18 protein-coding genes are annotated in these 20,265 nt (G+C 33.9%); 9 read left to right on the top strand and 9 right to left on the bottom strand.

Annotated elements, in window-relative coordinates:
• Nucleotides 1-7: 7 nt before the first annotated feature.
• The 3 genes from ACFFVB_RS12225 to ACFFVB_RS12215 form a co-directional block, all read right to left on the bottom strand.
• The gene (locus ACFFVB_RS12225; protein WP_382383156.1) at nucleotides 8-2,146 is read right to left on the bottom strand and encodes a catalase; all 2,139 of its coding nucleotides are present in this window, start codon (nucleotides 2,144-2,146) and stop codon (nucleotides 8-10) included.
• A 168-nt stretch (nucleotides 2,147-2,314) separates the two neighbouring features.
• Nucleotides 2,315-4,114, bottom strand: a complete 1,800-nt coding sequence (locus tag ACFFVB_RS12220; protein WP_382383155.1) for an FAD/NAD(P)-binding protein — start codon at nucleotides 4,112-4,114, stop codon at nucleotides 2,315-2,317.
• An 89-nt stretch (nucleotides 4,115-4,203) separates the two neighbouring features.
• The gene (locus ACFFVB_RS12215; RefSeq protein WP_382383154.1) at nucleotides 4,204-4,656 is read right to left on the bottom strand and encodes a ferritin-like domain-containing protein; all 453 of its coding nucleotides are present in this window, start codon (nucleotides 4,654-4,656) and stop codon (nucleotides 4,204-4,206) included.
• Between the two features lie 351 nt (nucleotides 4,657-5,007).
• Here ACFFVB_RS12215 and ACFFVB_RS12210 point away from each other — a divergent pair, with 351 nt between their 5' ends.
• The 3 genes from ACFFVB_RS12210 (at nucleotide 5,008) to ACFFVB_RS12200 (ending at nucleotide 7,322) form a co-directional block, all read left to right on the top strand.
• Nucleotides 5,008-5,526: a DUF421 domain-containing protein gene (locus tag ACFFVB_RS12210; protein WP_382383153.1), complete on the top strand. Its 519-nt coding sequence runs from the start codon at nucleotides 5,008-5,010 to the stop codon at nucleotides 5,524-5,526.
• Nucleotides 5,519-6,085 carry a hypothetical protein gene (locus ACFFVB_RS12205; protein WP_382383151.1) on the top strand — a complete coding sequence of 189 codons (567 nt, stop codon included), beginning with the start codon at nucleotides 5,519-5,521 and terminating at the stop codon, nucleotides 6,083-6,085. Before ACFFVB_RS12210 ends, ACFFVB_RS12205 begins: the two co-directional genes overlap by 8 nt.
• An 862-nt stretch (nucleotides 6,086-6,947) precedes the next feature.
• Nucleotides 6,948-7,322 carry a cupin domain-containing protein gene (locus tag ACFFVB_RS12200; protein ID WP_382383150.1) on the top strand — a complete coding sequence of 125 codons (375 nt, stop codon included), beginning with the start codon at nucleotides 6,948-6,950 and terminating at the stop codon, nucleotides 7,320-7,322.
• Nucleotides 7,323-7,644: 322 nt separating this feature from the next.
• On the opposite strand, the gene ACFFVB_RS12195 is transcribed toward ACFFVB_RS12200, so the two are convergent.
• The 3 genes from ACFFVB_RS12195 to ACFFVB_RS12185 are packed head-to-tail and all read right to left on the bottom strand — an operon-like array spanning nucleotide 7,645 to nucleotide 11,324.
• On the bottom strand, nucleotides 7,645-8,124 hold the full coding sequence (locus ACFFVB_RS12195) for a DUF4625 domain-containing protein (protein WP_382383149.1): 480 nt from the start codon (nucleotides 8,122-8,124) through the stop codon (nucleotides 7,645-7,647).
• Between the two features lie 54 nt (nucleotides 8,125-8,178).
• Nucleotides 8,179-8,970 carry a DUF4625 domain-containing protein gene (locus tag ACFFVB_RS12190; RefSeq protein WP_382383148.1) on the bottom strand — a complete coding sequence of 264 codons (792 nt, stop codon included), beginning with the start codon at nucleotides 8,968-8,970 and terminating at the stop codon, nucleotides 8,179-8,181.
• A gap of 32 nt (nucleotides 8,971-9,002) precedes the next feature.
• Nucleotides 9,003-11,324: a TonB-dependent receptor gene (locus ACFFVB_RS12185; RefSeq protein ID WP_382383147.1), complete on the bottom strand. Its 2,322-nt coding sequence runs from the start codon at nucleotides 11,322-11,324 to the stop codon at nucleotides 9,003-9,005.
• 829 nt (nucleotides 11,325-12,153) lie between these two features.
• Here ACFFVB_RS12185 and ACFFVB_RS12180 point away from each other — a divergent pair.
• From ACFFVB_RS12180 to ACFFVB_RS12160, 5 genes are all read left to right on the top strand, one after another.
• A complete protein-coding gene (locus ACFFVB_RS12180) occupies nucleotides 12,154-12,654 on the top strand; it encodes a c-type cytochrome (RefSeq protein ID WP_382383146.1) in 501 nt (166 codons plus the stop codon).
• A 161-nt stretch (nucleotides 12,655-12,815) separates the two neighbouring features.
• Nucleotides 12,816-13,412 (top strand): TetR/AcrR family transcriptional regulator, encoded by a 597-nt coding sequence (locus tag ACFFVB_RS12175; protein ID WP_382383144.1) that lies wholly within the window; start codon nucleotides 12,816-12,818, stop codon nucleotides 13,410-13,412.
• Between the two features lie 4 nt (nucleotides 13,413-13,416).
• On the top strand, nucleotides 13,417-14,835 hold the full coding sequence (locus ACFFVB_RS12170; RefSeq protein ID WP_382383142.1) for a TolC family protein: 1,419 nt from the start codon (nucleotides 13,417-13,419) through the stop codon (nucleotides 14,833-14,835).
• A gap of 4 nt (nucleotides 14,836-14,839) precedes the next feature.
• A complete protein-coding gene (locus tag ACFFVB_RS12165; protein WP_382383140.1) occupies nucleotides 14,840-15,793 on the top strand; it encodes an HlyD family secretion protein in 954 nt (317 codons plus the stop codon).
• A 9-nt stretch (nucleotides 15,794-15,802) separates the two neighbouring features.
• Complete coding sequence (locus ACFFVB_RS12160) at nucleotides 15,803-16,969, top strand: ABC transporter permease (protein ID WP_382383139.1); 1,167 nt, start codon at nucleotides 15,803-15,805, stop codon at nucleotides 16,967-16,969.
• A 91-nt stretch (nucleotides 16,970-17,060) separates the two neighbouring features.
• Here ACFFVB_RS12160 and ACFFVB_RS12155 read toward each other — a convergent pair whose 3' ends face one another.
• Both ACFFVB_RS12155 and ACFFVB_RS12150 read right to left on the bottom strand, forming a co-directional pair.
• Nucleotides 17,061-17,774 (bottom strand): PRC-barrel domain-containing protein, encoded by a 714-nt coding sequence (locus tag ACFFVB_RS12155; RefSeq protein ID WP_382383138.1) that lies wholly within the window; start codon nucleotides 17,772-17,774, stop codon nucleotides 17,061-17,063.
• Nucleotides 17,775-17,785: 11 nt separating this feature from the next.
• Nucleotides 17,786-18,442: a hypothetical protein gene (locus ACFFVB_RS12150; protein WP_382383137.1), complete on the bottom strand. Its 657-nt coding sequence runs from the start codon at nucleotides 18,440-18,442 to the stop codon at nucleotides 17,786-17,788.
• A 261-nt stretch (nucleotides 18,443-18,703) separates the two neighbouring features.
• On the opposite strand from ACFFVB_RS12150, the gene ACFFVB_RS12145 reads away from it, so the two are divergent.
• Nucleotides 18,704-19,789, top strand: coding sequence for an endonuclease/exonuclease/phosphatase family protein (locus ACFFVB_RS12145; RefSeq protein WP_382383136.1), 1,086 nt, complete (start codon nucleotides 18,704-18,706; stop codon nucleotides 19,787-19,789).
• Between the two features lie 181 nt (nucleotides 19,790-19,970).
• On the opposite strand, the gene ACFFVB_RS12140 is transcribed toward ACFFVB_RS12145, so the two are convergent.
• Nucleotides 19,971-20,120 (bottom strand): hypothetical protein, encoded by a 150-nt coding sequence (locus tag ACFFVB_RS12140; protein ID WP_382383135.1) that lies wholly within the window; start codon nucleotides 20,118-20,120, stop codon nucleotides 19,971-19,973.
• Nucleotides 20,121-20,265: the final 145 nt, after the last annotated feature.

Below are 20,265 nucleotides of genomic sequence, written 5' to 3'. Positions count from 1 at the left end.
CTTATGCTTAGGCCGGAACATTATCTGTTACAGGTAGACGATTCCAATTTCGATGTTGTGCAATAGCATCCCTAAAAGCTTTAGTACTACCATTTATAAATACGGCTTCATCGTCTTTATAATCTGTAACGTAAGTCATCTCTAAAAGAGATTCTGCTTCGTCTTCTACAGCAATGGCTTTACAGTGTTTAAAAGCTTCATTAATAAATTTCACATACTTTTTCATTTTTTGTATCCATTTTACAGATGCTTTTCCGCCCGGAATATAAACCGCGTCGTAAAGTACACTTTCGGTAGTTATGATAGATTCGTGAACTTTATAATCCTGTCCTGCATCTCCTTTTATGCTTCCGCCATGAGGTGCAATAATTTTTAATTGTGCGCCTTCTTTTTCAAAAGCATCTGCAAGTTTTTTGTACTGCTTTTCATTAAACCCATCTGCTGCCAATACGGCAATTTGACGTGTAGCTATAGTGTTGTATTTTGATTTTGTCTGACTTAAAGCAGGAGATTCATCTAGATAATTTTTTTTATTAGAAGGCTCATGTTTGTTAGGGTCTGCATCTGCCCCAATGGCTTGATTGATTGGTTTTTCAATATGTTTAGGGACTTTAAGTCCTAAATTATCGGCGACCTTTTCTGCTAATTTATAGTCTATCTGATTTATAATATACAGCATACGTTCCTGTATATCTTGTTGCTTACATTTTCCAAGTTCGAAACTATAGGCTTCCATAATATGTTGCTGTTCCCAAGGTTTTAAACTTCTATAAAATAGTGCAGGCTGTGAAAAATGATCGCTAAAACTTTCGCTTCGCGTTCTAATTTTCTTGGCATCGATACGCTCCTCATAAGACGTGAAACCACCTTCTGCCATTTTAGCCAAATGCGGACATCCGCCTCCTAAAGAATTTGGGAAATACGCCGTTTGTCCTTTAGGAATCTCTGTTTGCATTAAGCCATCTCGCTGATTATTGTGCGTGTCTACAAGGGGTTTGTTAATTGGTATTTGATTAAAATTTGGTCCACCTAAACGCGATAATTGCGTATCTCTATAAGAAAATAAACGGCCTTGCAATAACGGATCGTTTGTAAAGTCTATTCCAGGAACAATGTGTCCAGGTAAAAAGGCGACTTGTTCTGTTTCTGCAAAGAAATTTTCAGGATTCTTATTTAATGTCATTTTTCCTACAATTTTTACTGGCACCATTTCTTCTGGTACCAACTTTGTAGGATCTAATAAATCGAAATCATATTTATGTTCGTCTGCTTCAGGAATAATTTGTAATCCTAATTCCCATTCAGGAAATTGTCCAGCTTCAATAGCTTCCCATAAGTCTCTTCTGTGAAAGTCAGAATCTGCGCCACTAATTTTAACGGCTTCATCCCATGTTACAGAGTGCACGCCTAAAACAGGTTTCCAATGGAATTTTACGAAATGAGATTTTCCTTCTTTATTTATTAATCTAAAGGTGTGAATTCCGAAGCCTTCCATCATTCTTAAACTTCTTGGAATGGCACGATCACTCATTACCCAAATCTGATTGTGAAGGGTTTCTGTGGTTCGCGAAATAAAATCGTAAAACGTGTCGTGAGCAGATGCCGCTTGCGGAATTTCGTTATTAGGTTCTGGTTTTACAGCATGAATAAGATCTGGAAACTTCATGGCATCTTGGATAAAAAATATAGGCATATTATTACCAACCAAATCCCAAGTTCCTTCTTGCGTATAAAATTTCACAGCAAAACCACGTACGTCTCTTGCCAAATCTGTAGATCCTTTAGACCCTGCAACTGTAGAGAAACGAACAAAAACAGGTGTTTTTCTCTTGGTGTCTGTAAAAATACCAGCTTTAGTAAATTCCTCTAAATTTTCATATAACTCAAAATGACCATGAGCACCACTTCCTCGGGCGTGTACAATACGTTCTGGAATACGTTCATGATCGAAATTTGTAATCTTTTCGCGGAGTAAGAAGTCTTCTAGAAGAGTGGAACCCCGTTCGCCAGATTTTAAGGAATTATTTGTGTCGTTAACTTTTAATCCCTGATTTGTTGTGAGTACTTTGCCTAAACTATCTTTTTCGAAAGCTTTTAATTGCTCTATTTTTTCACTTTGACTTTCTGAATTTTTTTCTTTTGCCATGGTCGTTGAGTTGAGATATTAGAATTTGTTTTTGCATTTAAATTAGAAATCTAAATTCTTAATTTTCAACTATTATCATTAACACGAATGATATTTTTAATTGCTGTATTGATTTTTAAAATACTAATTATGAGTAAATAAGAAGCTGAGGTTTAGAACCAAAAAATATTATAATTCGGTATTAGACTCGTAAATATCTGTTATTTGTCTCGTAGAAATTTTTGAATGTTCGGGTGTATAATGTGATAGCCATGATGCTATAACGAGTGCACTTGTAGCATTACAAGCTTGTAATCCATAAGAATAAGGTCGGCAACCATAAATATGAGGGAACGAAATATCGTAAATATTGGGAGATACTTTGTGGTCTTTTCCAATTACACGGTATGCACTATCTACAGCAATCCCACCAGTAAGTAAATAGGTTTCCTGCTGTTCTGAATACGTTTTATGTTTTAGTTGTAAGTCTGGAATTATATGTTTTTTATCTTCAAACTTTGCTGAAGCTTTGCTTAAAACCTTATGTTCCACTAACGATTTAAATGGATAGTCTTCTAGTTCTACTGTATCATGTCCGGCACAGTTTATAAACATATTGTACGTCTTGGAGGTGATGGTATTATCTTGATTTTTAATTTTTATTGCGGTGCCTTCATTTTCCTTTGTATTATCAATGGTGACCTTTCCTGCAACTAAATTTAAAACCTTGGCATCATGTAATGCTAATAATATGTGAGCAGAATCTAAAGGAAGTGCGGCTATGACACTCATTAAAAAAGGTTTCACAATCGTGTTAAAAAATAAATGACCTTCGGCAGATAAAAGTTCAGCGTGAAAATTTAAACAATACATTAAATCGTCTAAAGTCTCCATCCAATGTATAGGTTTATTGTGATAAATAGAATCTTTGGCTTGTGGTAATTCTTTCTTCATACCATCAAAACAATCTATATAATCATGAGATGCTGACATGTCTTCTATAAAATCCTTGAAGCTAAATTGAACGTTTTCTAATGCCATTGCCATAGCTTTGTTTTTGTCTTTTTTAAACGCTTTTATAAGCGCAGGTCGGCAGATTTTGTCAAAATAGTCTTCAATTTTTATAATTCCATTTGGTGTACGAAGATTTAAAATAGCATCTCTTGTGGTATGTCTATAAATTTCTCGAAACGGCTCCTTCTGTTCGTATTGTAAATGCGGCAACCAACCTTCGGCGGCATGCAAAGTGATTTTAAAATCTTTGGCTTTAGGATTAAGAGTGAATGTTAATTGATTGTTTTCTTTATGAAATTTACCATGTCTGTGCGTTAAAGATGATACGACATCGAAAGCACTTAAAGAAGCTCCTAAAATGCCGATTTCGAAATTGTAATAAGTCGATTCTTTGGGTATTATTTTTTTAATGGGCCAAGGCGATTCGTAATATCCTATATTCGGTTTATCATTTTTAGAAACATTATGCCCTGTAGAAATTATAATTCGGTTAACACTATATTCCGATTGATTCGCGATAATTTTAAAAGTGTTTTCTGAAATAGGAACGATATCTTCAACCTTATGATTCACAAATTCTTCAACTTTAAATCCGGATAATTTCAGCTTTTTAATTAAAATATTAAACTGATTATGAAAGTAATGTCCTAATGAAATTCGACTGTAAATTTTATAATCTTCAATAGGAAAATTATTTACGTTTAAAGCATCCAGAAAAACGTTGTCTTGAGATCTTAACCAATCTGAAAATGTTTGGGGTAGGGCAGGGATTTCTTCAGATGAAATATTAGATAAATTGAATTTGTCTGTAAGCGCTGGGTTATATGGCATACCAAAACCCATATGCTTGTTTTTATCGAAGATAGAAATATGTTGAAACTGTTTTAGAAGCACCTCTGCATGATTTGAGATGTGTTGCAAACAATAAATAGCTGATGCCCCGGAACCAATAATCGCAAGTTTTAACTGTTTCATCTTTTACAAATTTTATTAAAAAAAGAGTTTAGACTGCGTATTATACAGTCTAAACTCCTTGTCATTAATCGTTATGTTTTAACATCTATTTAGTGAATGTGCTCTAGATAATCTGCCTTATTACTACTCAATTCAATAGCATTTTTTTGCTTTAAAAGTACATTCTTCACAGCAGGGTTCAGTTCGTAATTATTAATAACGTCCTCGTAATCTTTCACAGCTGCTTTTTCACCAGTTCTTACTTCTTCTAACATGGATTCGTCGTTATCTATAGAGAAAAACGCTTTGGTATCTATCCAAGCACGGTGTAAAGACCCCGCTACACTTCCGTCGTCTTCAGTAACATTCATACCTTGAGCACGAAGTGTACTTGTTAATTCGTTAATATATCCGCTTCTTTCTAAAGCCTTCTCGTTAAAAAATGTTTTTAATCTCGGATTGTCTACGTGTGCAGCAACTTTTTTAAATCCTTTCTCTGCGTCGTATGCTTTTTCTACAAGATCGTTTAACTTGTTTTCTGTATTTTCATTAAATGGTTTCATAATTTTTATTTTTTAGATTAAGTGTTTGATGTGGGTTAAACATCTGTTTGTTTTTGTAAAATTAGTGAGGGATTTGAAATTGGAATGATGCAAACGATATTGTTGTGTGCTGTATTGAATTTAGCACTAGAAGTAATATATAGTGTTAGTGTTTGTTGGTTAACAGTGTGTTAACACTGTTTGTGGTTTAGGAAGATTACGGGATACATTTTATAAAATGAATCATTATCTATATAAGGTATGACAGGTTTTACAGATTATTACAAGACCTTAATTGAGTTAAAAATTTTTATTTTTTGAATCAATAGAAATGGTTTCTGAATCCTAATTTTAGTGTTAAATAAAATCACTATGACACTTTCAGAAACGCTTTTACTCATCTTATCGGTACTTGGAATATTCACTACTATAATTATTATTACGCGCGTCTTTGGACTCCGGACTTTTGCAAAAATGTCTAGTTTCGATTTCGCATCTACTGTCGCTATTGGTTCTGTATTAGCATCTGTAATTTTAAATAGTGACTATTCTATTTTAAAAGGTGGCATTGCCTTAGCAACAATAATTGGTTTTCAAACCGTATTTGCATTTCTGGTTCGGAAAAGTGATTTCTTCAAAAAAATATTCACTAATAAACCTCAAATAATTATGTGGAATGGTAAAATTCTTCATGAAAAACTTAAATCATGTAATGTGAGTGAAGACGATCTTATTGCAAAATTAAGAGAAGCAAATGTTCATGATTTTAATGATGTAAAAGCAGTGACTTTCGAAAGTACAGGGGATATTTCAGTTATTCATAACAGCAAACAAAAAGCAGTAGATTATAGGATGTTTACTGATGTAAATACAGATCACTTGCATGTTTAAATTTATAAGTAATAACAAGAATGCCATATATGGTGGCTTGTTAGCATCGGTATTTACGGGAGTAGGAATCTTCTTTTTGGGAAATGTTTCAGGTTACGAAGCCAAGCATCTTTTAAAAGTTTCATTAAATAGTTTAAACATGCTTTGTAATACCATTGTGTTGGCTTCTGCAACTATTTTGGCGCTTTTATTAACGTTGTTAAGTGTTAGTGATGGCTCTAAGAATACTTTGAAAAAGAGACATTATCAACAGGTATTAAGTATTGCGAAATTTGATGTTGTGTTATTTATTTCAGCATTGATTCTATTTCAGTTTTTTAATATTCCGATAGCCGAATCAGAAAATGTGCCCACCTCTTGGTTTAAGATTATTTATTGGACAACGTTATCGTCTACATCCATAATTAGTGGTATGATGATTACTGTAATTTTAATGCTCTACAATGCGGTAACCAATTTAATTGCGATTATTGGTCTTGGAGACGAAGAACACCCGTTATTATCTAAAGAAAATGCTGCTGAAAAAATAGAAGAGAAGAAAGAGAAGATGAAAACCTAGTAGGTTCGGCCAAATATTATTGAGGTCTTAATAGTAACAATATTGCGTACAGCTTGAAACAGGTTCCTTTAAACGACATTATCGAAATCGTAATTAGAATCTAATTGGAAAACGCATTATTATTGCGTTTAACTAGGTATTATAATAAGGATGCTACAACTACAATTTAGACTTGGAGATTATTAATCTTCTTTCTTTTTGGTTAGTTTGTAAATTAGCCAAATAAAGCCAACAATAAAATGAAGTATTACAATGCCGGCAATAATATAAATCGTAGTATTCGAATCACTTCTCATTTTAGACTGGTTTTAAAGTATCCCATGTAAAAGTAAACGTTAAAAAGAATATGGAATGTAATGAATGTTACAAAAAATGATCACTCCGAGTTTCTTTGATTATAAATTAAAGACGACCTCCATAGCTATTACATAGGTTGGATTTCAAAACTGCTTATTTTACTAAGAAATATATAGTTGACTATAATATTTTTAATTCGACTTTTAAAGGTTCAAATAGGGAGTCTATTTCTTCTGTTTGTGATTCTCAATTGTCCGCAAAATGTAAGAAGTCACAATTTATGCTTAACATAAAATACGATCTATGTCCATTTATAATGTGGCGTTTCGGACATCAAACATTTTTCTTCAGGCCTCACGGTAACTGATAAAAGTCATAGGTTTACGATAAAAATGTAAATCAAATCGGAATTATTCGTTTTAAGCTGCTTGAAGTTAAAAAGAAGACTATATATGCGCTTTAAAGTCTTAAAATTTTCAGTTCTTACTTCTCTAATTATTAGAAATTAATTATCTTGCTTCAATCATTACAATAAAACAATTAATAAAGCAAAATATTAAAAAAAATGAAAAGATTTAGCGAAAAGTACGTGATCACAAAAGACATGGAATGGGAAGTTCTTGGTGGAGGAGTGTCAAGAAAATTCTTAGGGTACGATAACCAAATCATGATGGTAAGCGTGAAATTTGATAAAGGCGCATTAGGAGCACCACATCAACATTTCCATACGCAAGCTACCTTTGTTGTTTCAGGTAAATTTGAATTTGAAATAGATGGAGTAAAGCAAATTGTTGAAGCTGGAGATGGTGTATATATCGAACCAAATTTATTACATAGTGCAGTTTGTTTAGAAGAAGGACAATTAATTGATACATTTAGCCCAGTAAGAGAAGATTTCTTAACAGGTGAAGGACCATCTTATTTTGCAGATAAAGACTAATACAAAACATAGCTGCTAGCTGATTAATTTTTTAAAAATAATAGCATTTTCGTAATGTGTTGATTTTATAAAATACGAAATCAGAATTATAAACGAGCAGGAAATAATGCATAGTTATCCATAAATCCCTTTAGTAGGTTTTGGAAGCTATGCATTTTTTTGTTTACGTCTTTTTAACAAAATCCTGATATAGGTGTTTTTCAAACTAAATAAGGATTTATAGTATCTAAAAACCTTTATTCTTATTTGAACTTTTACAATTTAAGTTTATTACTTTTTATTCTGAATCTCCAAGTTTAGAATTATCAAATTAAAATTAATTTTAGTTTATAATTTTAATATCGACAGAGGTTCTTGCTTGCCATCCTGTTTCGTCGGTTACGGAGTAGGCACAATGGTAATCTCCGGTGTCGATATCGTTAGGTATAGTTATACTTAGTTCTATTTCGTAAGCGGTTGGCGCGTCTTCAATAGTGTGATTTTCAATAAATATAAACGGATTAACAGCTGTTTTAAGTGCTTCTAATTCGCAAGGCTCTTCTTGATCGTCGTGTGTATGATGGTCGAAATTGTGATGTACATTTATACTATAGGATGCCAAAGCTTTATTATCTGTAATCATAGCTTTAAACGTATACGTTTGTCCTCGGGAAAGCTGAGTACAAGCTACCGGAAAACCATCATCGTAGTTAATAGTTATCGTCGGTTTTTCTTCATCTTTATCTATACTGTCACTATTGGAACATGAGGCTAAAAATAGAAGAAGCAGTAAAATGTAAGTGTGTTTTATTATGGATTTCATTGTGATAAGATTTAAAACCGCATAGCCTTAAAAACTATGCGGTGTTTATAAATGTTAAGCGGTAATATCGATATGAGTTTCGTATTCTTCTATATTTCCATTTTCGTCTTCTATAGTAAATAATACATGATATTCTCCTACAGGAGCCGTTGCAGGAACATCAATATGTTTATGAAATTCGGCCTCTGTTAAGTCATGAAATTCATCTTGATATTCGGCTTCGTAATCCCATTCTACTTCACCTACACCAACTTCAAGATCGTGCGCATGAATATCTACGCTTATTGTATGAATACCACTAACAGCAGTTACAAAAAATTCGGCATGTATATCTTCTCCGCGTTTCGCTGTAGCATCTATGTCAATATCACTCAAAGTAATCGGATCTAAAATTTGAATATGACCTTCTATTTCAGTGCTATTCCCTAGTTCATCTACAACAGTAAGCTCTACATGATATTCACCAGAAGGGATATTTGTAGGCACGTCTACATGTTCATGAAACGTAGGATTAATTACTAAATAATCGGCATCTGTATATACATTTTCATAATCCCAATCTACCTCATTGTCTCCAAGAGTTAAATCGTGTGCATGAATAGAAAGTGTAATACTGCTAACTACTCCTTCGGCATAAATTGATGCTTCTAAATGAATATCTGAGCCTTTATAAGCGAAAAATTCGGTAGAATGACTACTGCCTTCTCCATATTCGAAGTCGGTAATTACTGGCGCACTCGACACGGGGGTATTGTCGTCGTCGCTACTACAAGATTGTAAAAAGAGTCCTAGAGAAAGGATAATGGCTAAAAATTTAAAATTTGTTTTCATAATTTTTGTTTTCATTGTTGTTAATTTTAATGGATTATTATTCATATTTAAAAGGGTAATGTTATTGATAAGGATAGGTTTCTACCGGCTTCCGGAACATCTATTAAACGATAGAAACTGGTATGATCAAAATATTTTACGTTGAATACATTATTGATTTTCAGGCGCATTTCTACAGGTGAATTGTTTTTAAAAAGATGTAATTGTGATAAAAAAGACATGTTTAATACCTGATAGCCATCTGTAATTTCTTCAGGAGGAACAATTTCATTTTGAGACGCTGTAATTCTATAATCGGCGATAAGTTGTGGACTATTAAAAAACAGTACATCTTTAAACTTGTAACGTGCCGAAAATAAACTTGATAATGGCGGTGAGAATGGAATGGTAAAACCTTCCTTAGGTCCACTTGTTTGTCTAGAATACACATACTCTAAAGAAGCATCTAATTGCAGGTTGCTAAAAAGGGTAGTGCTAGCAGTTAGTTCGCCACCAAACCTGAATACTTTACTTTGGGTATATTCATAAATCTGTAAGGTTTCATAATAACTAGATGTCGGGTTTAGGTAAATAAAGTTCTCAAAGACATTTACAAACGGACTCATTCCAATACTAAAATTAGTAGTGGTGTGGGCAATCTCAATATCTAATTGGTAAGAGGATTCTGGATCTAAATCTAGATTACCTTTTTCGTAACGATACATGTGATAATTAACGCCGTCTGAAGCCAATTCGTTCGCTAACGGCATTCTAAAACTCTTCCCAATATTAACTTTGTAGGTGGTATTGTGATGTATATAACTCAATCCTGCAGAGGCACTAACACTTCCAAAATCTAAAGTTTTTTGTTGTGCCCTTTGTAAATATATATTAGAAGTCGATCCGTCGTCATTATTTACTGTGGTTGGGTACCAGTCGTTATAGGCTTTGGTATTGATAAGACCAAAATCGTATCGAATTCCCGCCAATACGTGCAAATTGGGTGAAATTTCGAACGTATCGAAAGCAAATGCTCCAGCTGTAAACCGGTTGTATTCCGGTATTAAAAAGCCCCATCCACCGATAGTATTATCCTGATATTCTAAGTTTACACCTAAAACCATATCGTGTTGTGCGTTGAGTTTAAAGGTATCTCTAAGATTTAAAGCATAGGTGTTTTTATTAAATTCACGCTCTAAAGTGTTTGGAGGTGTGGGCATATAACCATGCGGAACGGGTTCTGAATGTTCTTCTCTAATATTGTTTTGAAACCCCAAATCGAAAAGAAATGTATGATCGCCACGGACTATAGATGTATTATTTGTTATTTTAAAGTGGTTCACCGTATGGTAAGGCAAGTCGATATCTCTACTAGAACGATCGTAATCAATGTCGGAGGTTCTCACTTCTAATCCGTGTGCATTAGCAAAAAAACCGTTTTTAGCATTCACATTACTAATCGTTGTTTCCGATTGTATGGCGTCGGAAATGTATCCGACACTAAAACTTCCATTGGCTTCTCTTCCGGCAGTATTCCTTAAATTAGTATCGTGTAAATCGAAAATGTAATTGTCGTAACTAATTTTATCCGTTGGTACTTTATAATCGGCATAATCTCTATAGGTAAGCCGTGCTCTGTAAAACCAATTATCTTTTCTGGTTTCTAAACCTGCGGATATACTTATTAAATCGTTATTTGTTTCACCCAAAAGATTTACTTCGCCATTAAAAGAATGCGGAGTAGGAATTGCGTTGGGTTGAATGTCTACAACACCAGAAATGGCATCAGATCCATACACTAATGAAGCTGGTCCTTTTATAATCTGAATGTTTTCAATGCCGTATTGATCAATCTCTAAACCATGATCGTTTCCCCATTGCTGTGCTTCGTGCTTAATACCGTTTTGTACCACCGAAACTCTATTAAAACCCAAACCTCTAATTACTGGTTTAGACTGTCCCGACCCAATACTAATTGTACTTACGCCAGGAATTTTACTTAAGGTCTGCATCAGACTGTTTTCTCTGTTTTGCTCTAAAAATTCTTGGGATACGTTATAGGAAACTACAGGCGTTTCCATAACTTTTCGTTTTTTAGACTTCCCACGGACTTCTACTTCATCCAGACTAGTGGTAGATTCTTCTAGGTATACGATCAGATCTTTTAGTTCCGTATTTACATGGAGCATACGAACTTTAGTAGCATATCCCATACTAGTAATAGTCAGGGTATAATCTCCTTTTTTTACTTTTTCTAGGGTGAAATCACCGGTACTAGACGTAACAGCAAATAGATGATTACCACTAATTGAAGCGCCTTCAATAGGGTGTAATGTGTTAGCATTTAACACCGTTCCTTTTATTAGAAAAGACTCTTGTGCAAACGCCATAGTGCATAGGCTAAAACATAGCCATACACCAAGTGCTTTTTGAAACATATTGGAATACTATAAGATTTGAAAATTGTTCTCGAGATAAGAACCAATGATTCATCCTATACATATAAAGCTTATAGAGCGTGCTAGATTATAGCGATAGCCTTTATGGATTAGCGAAAGCATATACGTTTATAACTAAACAGATAATCTCAAAATTAAGAATATCGGAATCTAAAACATAGCAACGGCTAATTCCAAAACTAGATAAAACGGATTAGTGGAACTCTAAAATAAAATGTACAGGGAAATTTATAGTAAAGAAGGAGGGGGTCTACAAAAGAGCTCGTTGCTCGTAATTGTATTCGAATGAATGTAATTGTAATATTTTCTTAAGTCTTGAGTGAAAACATACTCCTTAACTTCAAAAGAAAATTCTTGTGGTTCTGGAGTAAGAGCAGGAGTAAGATTAATAGCGGTTGCATGATCACAAATTACACAATGTAAAGCGTGGTCGCTGTCATCTAAATCATGAGCATGAGAAAGGGCATGAAGCCCAACCAATTTCATTGAGAGAAAAAGGATGAGGAACAAATACGTGATGCTATTTTTTAATCCGCTTGATTTCATTCGACCGTAAAACTATTGAATAAATTTAAATTTAAACAATTTAAATGTGTTAAAAACTAAAGTCTCTTTGTAATGTGTATGAAGTCAGGTTTTTAAGATTTTATTTTTGAAATTAAAGATGCATAAAATGGTATATATTAAAGTTTAGCTTGTGTGACATTGGTCATTTTTTTTGTAAAATATAGATTGTAATTTCATTTAAAATTATTTTGTGATGAAAAATTTTATAGTATTAGTTGTGCTAGCCATGACATTGGTGGCTTGTAATGAAACTAAGAAAAATAATACGGATTATGCAGATACGAAACCAATAGAAACAAGCGCTCATCCAGGTAAAAAACTAATGGAAACATTATGCTATTCCTGTCATGGTTTATCGGATAGTGAACTTAATAGGATTGCTCCGCCTATGATTGCTATAAAAAGAAGATACATGATGGGAAACATCTCGAAAGAAGAATTTACTCAATCCATGCAGACATGGATTAAAATTCCGAATGAAAAAAATGTAAAAATGTATGGTGCCGTAAATCAGTTTGGAATAATGCCTAAACTGGCTTTTCCTGAAGCATCTATTGCGCAAATCGCGGAGTATATGTACGATTTTGATATTGAACAACCAGCTTGGTTTGAAGCACATTATCAGCAACAAAGCGGACAAAGAAATGGGCGAAATATAAAGGCGGGACAGGCTAAAGGCAAGAATAACTTTTAGGCATAAAAAATCACTGTAAATCTTCTAATAAACATATATTTAATAGTACTTTGTGTCGTCTAATTATATTGATGCTCAATGAATTAATGTTTTCTTTTTTGTGAGATAAAATATTTTATTAATTTGAATGAACGTTCATTCAAATTAATTATCTTTGCACTATGGAAAACGAAATAATATCTTCTCGAAAGGCAAAAATGGCAGAGAAACATCGTGCTATTTTACAAGCTGCTCTTGAGCAAATAACAATGTATGGTTTTCATGGAACAAGTATAAAAATGATTGCCGCTTCTGCGCAAGTGTCGGCAGGTAGTATTTATAATCACTTTGAAAACAAGGAGGAAGTTATAAAGGAACTGTACTTGCATATTGGGGCAGAAATCAATGCGCTCATAAAATCTACACATGACAGTACGATATCTTTTGAAGCAGACTTTTTAAATATTTGGAAAGCCATTTTACACTTATACGTTAACGATCCGCACAAGCCAGAATTTATTACACAGTTTACGTATTCACCTTATATTATTTCACAATCCGAGAATCAATCAGATGTGTTGTTAGCGCCTATTTTGGAAATATTTACAAAAGCTAAAGCATCGGGCGTCATAAAAAATATTCCGAACGGCGCATTAGTAGCATTGTCTCACAGTCCAATTACGTCATTAGTAAGAATGGCAAATTACGGTCGTTTAACTATTACAGATGCAGAAATTGAAGCCTATGCGCAGGCTTGTTGGGATGCCATTAAATTATAATATGATGAAAAATAAAATACATGCGTTATTGCTTTGGAGTATGTTTGGGGTGCCTATACTGGCGAGCTCACAAACGGTAAGCGATTCGTTGAGTTTGCAATCCTTAGTCTATAAGGCTATGACTAAAAATGTAGGGTTAAAAAATGCGCAACTCGAAATTGAGAAAAGCGAGAAAACAAGAGCGCAAATAAAAAATACGTTTTTACCCACCTTAGAAGCCGATGGAAAATACGCCTACACCGCAGGGAAGTTTAATATAGATACCCAAGCGGCAGATCTGGAGTTTCCTGGTATTTCGCTTCCAACCACCAATGCTGCAATACCCGTATTTACTATCCCAGCATTTCCAGTGACTGTTCCCGCTATAGATCAAACATTAGATTTTGATGGCAACCTGTGGATCGCTGGGCTAACAGTTAAGTGGACTATTTTTACAGGATTTAAAGCCACAAATCTTTCTAAGGCCATGTCTCATAAAATTGAGGCACAGAAATATATGTTTACGCAGGAGGAAGCCGATCTTATTAGTGAAATCGCAGCACTTTACGACAAAACAGCATTGTTAGCACAAACACAAAAAGTGTTAAATATTCAGTCTAAACGTCTAGAAAAGGAAAGTGAAACGGCTACTAAAGCATTAGGATTAGGGTTAATTACAAAGCATGAATTTCAGAAAATAGAAATAGCACAATTAACTATAGACTCCAAAATACTAGAATTTGAAGGTGCTAAGGAGTTATTGTATTTAAAGCTTCACCAACTTACAGGTGTAGACGTCTCCGAATTAAAAACGATCGAAGTGGATATTGAAATGCGTTTAGAAAGTGAAGTGGCAGGCAAAACCTTTTTAGATCGACCGGAATTACTGGCTCTCGATGAGTCTGTATTAGCTAGCGAGTACAAATATAAATCTGAAATTAATGGATATCTACCAAAAGTTCAAGCTTTTGCTTCTCATCAATACATAGGTCTAACCAATGGGGAAACCGCAGGATTAGGTTTTAATGAAATTAGTGGGTATCCGCTAAATATGGTAGGTGTAGGAATGAAGTGGGAAATTTTTGATGGTTTTCATACGCGCGACGAGCGTCAGAAAATTAAGATGGAAGTGGAACAAACCAAGAATCGAAAGGAAGAGGTTGCGGAGTTGTTAGAGTTGAATTATCGAAATTGTGTATCTCAATATTCTAATCTTTCAGCGCAAACAAAACTGAAAGAAAAACAATTGCAAATGTCCAAAGAATCTTTAGAGATTAGTTATAAAGAATATAAAAATGGAATTGTAGATGTATCTGATTATTTAGAATCACAATCGGATTATACCACTACAACTTTAGAATATTATACCGCCGTTTGCGATCAAAGAAATAGCGCATTGGAATTACTTAAAGCTACGGGTAGCTTACATATTGACAAACTTTAATCTTATGAAATCAAGAAACATCATTATTGCAGGCCTTGCCATCGTTTCGTTAGCCGCTTGTAATTCGTCTACCAAAATGGAAGGCGTAAAAGGTAAAGCAAAACGTAACGCACTTACGGTGGTAAGTAAATATCCAGGACGGATTTTAGAACATTATATCGAGGAAGGTGCGCAAGTAAATAAAGGCGATACTTTAGCATTATTAGATGTACCCGAAGTAGAGGCAAAGCGCCAACAAGCACAAGGGGCTTTGGATGCTGCAAGAGCACAATATGACTTAGCTTTAAACGGTGCATCTTCAGATCAATTGGCACAAATTAGTGCAAAGCTAGATGCTGTGACGGAACAATATGAATTTGCCGAAAAATCATATAACCGGGTAAACGCAATGTATCAAGATAGTTTGGTATCTGACCAAAGTCACGATGAAATTTACATGAAATATCAAGGTGCTAAAGCACAATATGTGGGTGTGAAAGCGAAGTACGACGAGGTTAAAAAAGGGGTTAGAAATGAAAAAATAAAAATGGCTCTAGGAAGTTATGAGCGCGCTCAAGGTGCATTGCAGGAAGCCAATGTAGCCTATAAGGAACGTTATATTATTGCGCCTCAAAATATGACTATAGAAACCATAGCACTTAAGGATGGCGAGTTAGCACTACCTGGTTATGGTATCTTTACAGGGTATCAAATTAATAGTACTTTCTTTAGGTTTACTGTGCCAGAAAGTAAAATAAATAACTATAAAATAGGAGAGACCTTTACCGTTTCATCACCATTTACAGAAACATCGTATCAAGGGAAATTAGTTTCTATTAAGCAATTAACACATTACGCCGATATTACTTCTGCGTTTCCAGATTACGAATTAGGCGAAGCGACTTACGAACTTAAAATAGTTCCTGAAGGCACAACAGCTAACGACTTATACGCTAACATTACTGTATTATTACCGTAAAAAATAGATATGAAAAATTGGATTTCATTACTTAAAAGAGAGTTCCGTTTGTTTTCGAGCAACTCGGTAATTATGGCCATATTTCTAGGTGCACCATTAGCATACGGATTATTATTTGGTGCCGTTTACAAAAAAGGGAAAGTCGATAATTTACCCATTTTGGTAATTGATTTAGACAACACACCTATGAGTCATAATTTGATTGATATGTTGGACGATAATGAAGTGGTGACTCCATATGTGGTCTATAATCAGAATAATATCCGTCATTTAATTATCGAAACGGAATACAGCTCTATAATTACAGTACCCGAAAATTTTGAAGCCGATATCATTCAAAAACGTCATCCAGAAGTTCAAGTAGAAGTAAATACTGCCAATATTCTTACCGCTAATTATGCGTCTAAAGCGATTCAAATTGTATTAGGGACACTCAATGCTGGTATTGAAATAGAAGGTATAAAAAAGCAGGGTGTGCCAGCAATTACTGCAAATAGTCTCTACGAATCTTTTGGTGTGAGTTACGTAAAATTCTTTAATGCATCGGCTAATTATATGGAGTTTTTGTGGCCTGGGATGATAGGTGTCATCGTGCAACAAGTATTTATGTTGGCCTTAGCCCTTAGTTTTGCTCGTGAATTTGAAGAGCATACGTTTTTTACAGAATTTATGCCAAAAGCTAAAAATATTGTGAATGCCATGTTTTTAAAAACCATTCCGTTTTGGATTATGGGTGTTGTTATTTTAGCACTTATTCGTGGTATGTTTACGCTATTCCGAATACCATTTGATATTAACCCAATAGCGGCTGTGGCGTTAATAACGGCCTTGGTCGTTTCCGTAAGTTTTTTAGGTGTACTGTTTAGTGTCGCTATTCCTAGTCAGTTAAAAGCTACCGAAGTATTAATGGTTATCGCAACGCCTAGTTTTGTGGTCAGCGGATTTACGTGGCCACTTAGCCAAATGCCAGGTTATGTCGTGGCCTTTGCTAAAACAATTCCGTTAACACACTTTTTAGAAGGCTTAAGAAAGCTGATGTTATACCATGCGAACCTTACCGATTTAATGCCGCAAATAAAAGCAATGATGATTCTTGCCGCTGTGTTTGCTGGTTTATCGTTTATTTTATTGGAAATAAAAATACGAAGACATAAGAAGAGAGTGGCATTACAATAATATTTGATTATAGATTTTAAGCCATTTAAAACATATTAAAAAAGCTCATTCTAATTTTAGAATGAGCTTTTTTTTGTAATAATATTTAAGATTATCTTTTAGAACCTCTGCTCTTAAACGGATTGTTTTCAAATTCGTGTCTATTGTAAAAACTTTCTCCGTCGTACGGATTGTTTTCAAAAGTTTGCGAATCTAAATCGGTGTCATTTTCTTTAACTTTTGAGAAATAAGACGTTCCTATATTATGAAAATTTCTAATTTCTTCACGAACAATTTCTCTAATACGAGCTTCTTCAACGACAGTCGTATCTTCTAAAATTTCTGTGCTTTTAGGCATCAATTCATCTTTTAAATTTTGACGTACGAGATTGCGTTCGTAAGAATCTAAAACTTGAACTTCGTAAGCTCTATCTATATTTTCTCCTTTACGATAACGTTTCGTACTAGAGAAGGTTCTGTGATTAACCGTATGCGTATACACATGTTTAACTTCAGAATTTATATCTATTAATCCTATTGGAATTATAATATGATTTTCTCCATCTTTGTTAATAAATTCTCTTAAGTCTTTATTTGATGAAGTGCTATATGGATCGTGACTAGAATCGATAATAGATTGATCTACATCCACATCTATATAAACCACGCGTTGAGCGTCTTTATTTACTAAAAGATTATCTACTTTTCCAATAACGCGATTATCAATGTCTAAAACATCCCAACCTCTAATATCGGCATAACCTTCAGAGATTTTATAATCGGATAATTCGTTTAAATCGTATAAGTGCTTTTCGTCTGTTTTCATAATTTGTGTTTTTAAGATTGAATATTGATAAGTATATCATGGGCTTGCCTAAAATATGCTTCAATATTTTTTTGTTGTTTAGACCATGGCATGCTAGAGCTTAATGCGTTTGATGTTTTCTTTAATTTAGACATTTCATCTATTAGTTCAGGCGCATGATTCTTTTGAATGTCTTCTATAACAGTCGTTATTTCCGAACTCATGGTTTTAAAATCTAATTGTGTAGTTGCCGCCATATCCATATGAGACGTGCCAGTTGAAGATTGTTTCTCTAGATGAGATTCTATATTCTTTAAAGCTTCCGAATCGTAAACGTTAGACTCTTCTGCTTTCGACGCTGTAGCGTAGGCTAAATTATATAATGCCTTACTAGTTTGTATAGAATCTGTTCCAATTGCTGTAGAATCATCTAAGTTTTCTTGTAACTGTACTAAGTAAGTAGAACTAGACTCGTAATTAACCACGGAGTCGTTTACCGATGTTACAGGATACGCGGACTCTTGGTTTGGGGTAATTGTATCTGTGTTTTTATACGTATTGGTATCATCAGGATACATGTTTTCATTAGTGGGCGTGTATACTACATACATTATTATTCCCAAAATAATTAGGATGACTAAGATCCATGGCCATATTGGCTTTTTCTTTTCTATTTTAATTTCTGCCATTTTTATTGTTTTTGCTGTATTGTGGATTTTTAAATTATTCCTTTATACATGGTTATAGGATAAAATTACTTCCGAATAGTGGTATCCGATTGCTCAATCCATATTATAGTTAACCTTAAAAATTTTTGCACTTTTGTTTTTAATATTATTCCGATTGTATTTATTAATTTAGTCACGAATAGATTGCCTTACATTATAATAGAATAGTATATTTTATGTTTAGGCCTTAGATTTTAATTAAAACCACAACGAACTCCATCCATGATGTTAGCCTTTTATATTTTCTCAGGAATATGTATTCTTACCTCTTTACTGCCATTACTACCTAATCAGCATTGGGTGTTTCGGGTGTGGGAATTTGGGAGAATACAATTAATGATTATTCAGTTGTTAACGCTTATTGCTGGAACACTACTTGTTTCGGAGAAAAGCACCTTGTTTTTAATTACAGCACTGTTACTTGTATCAGTTATAATTCATAATCTAATCGTCTTGATTCCGTATACATCGCTATATGGGAAAAAACAAAAAAGTGATATACCTAAGGCGTCTCAATCTGTATCGATTATATCGGTTAATGTGTATCAGTTTAATAAAAAGTACGATAAATTATTGCAACTAGTTAAAGAGGTAAAGCCCGATATTTTATTGACAATGGAATCTAATCAGGCGTGGGAAGATGCATTATCGGCTATTGAAAGTGACTATCCGAACTACAAGAAAGTGGCCTTGGAGAATACATATGGAATGCATTTTTATACTAAATTACCCGTAAAATCATTGAAGCTCCATCATTTTATTTCTGATGATTTACCAAGTATTGAGGCGCGTATATGTTTAGAGAATGATATGCGGTTTACTTTTTTTGGAATTCATCCACCGCCACCAAGTCCTACTGAAGAAGATACCTCCAGAGAGCGCGATGGTGAATTACTGGCATTAGGTAAAAAGATTTTAGATACAGAAGGTCCTGTTATTGTGCTAGGTGATTTTAATAATGTCGCTTGGGCAAAATCCTCAATCCTGTTTCGAAAAACATCAAAATTAATTGATCCTAGAATTGGTCGCGGATTCGTGTCTACCTATCATGCGAAATATAAATTACTTCGATTTCCTATAGATTTATGCTTTCATTCCCCGCATATCGTGATTCAAGATTTTAAAACGTTAAGATATGTTGGTAGTGACCATTTACCGCTTTATTGCAATTTTTATATAAGTGAAAAGGACGATGTGCTTAAAGAAGACTTAGATTCTCTTGATAAAGAAGAAGAGGAAGAAGTGGAAGACATGATTGAAAAAGGCGAAGCAGAGAAAGGTAGTCGTCCAGAAGTTGCTTCAGAATAATGATGTATGTTTACCTGATATACTTATTATCGATTACAAATTATAGATTTATATAAAAGCGATATATTAATGTTAAACCTCATGAAATACTAATTAATATTTTCAGTAGTCTCAAAAAATAAGGGTGTTATATGTAAAATATAACACCCTTTTAATATAAAGTTTAAAACTGCTGAAGCGATTATTGTACTAGATCTTCTACGTTTTGTTCTGGTTTATCTTTAATATAAGTATATGCCAAATAGCCTAGCTGTATGGCTACAAATACCATTTTCGCCTTTCGACTCCTCATTAACGCACTACCTATTCCTAATAATGTTGTCGGTTTCATAAATTCTGATTTTTAGTGTTAGATAGAAAACTGTTATAATTATGTACTTATAAATACATATATAATAGAGTATTCTATTTTTGTTCTTAACGCTAAAGTATCTGAATTATAAGAGTCTGGTTGACTGAAAACATTTCATTTTTAG

Source organism: Formosa undariae (assembly GCF_042427615.1).
Taxonomy (GTDB): Bacteria; Bacteroidota; Bacteroidia; order Flavobacteriales; family Flavobacteriaceae; genus Formosa; species Formosa undariae.
This window is presented reverse-complemented; position numbering and strand designations above follow the sequence as displayed.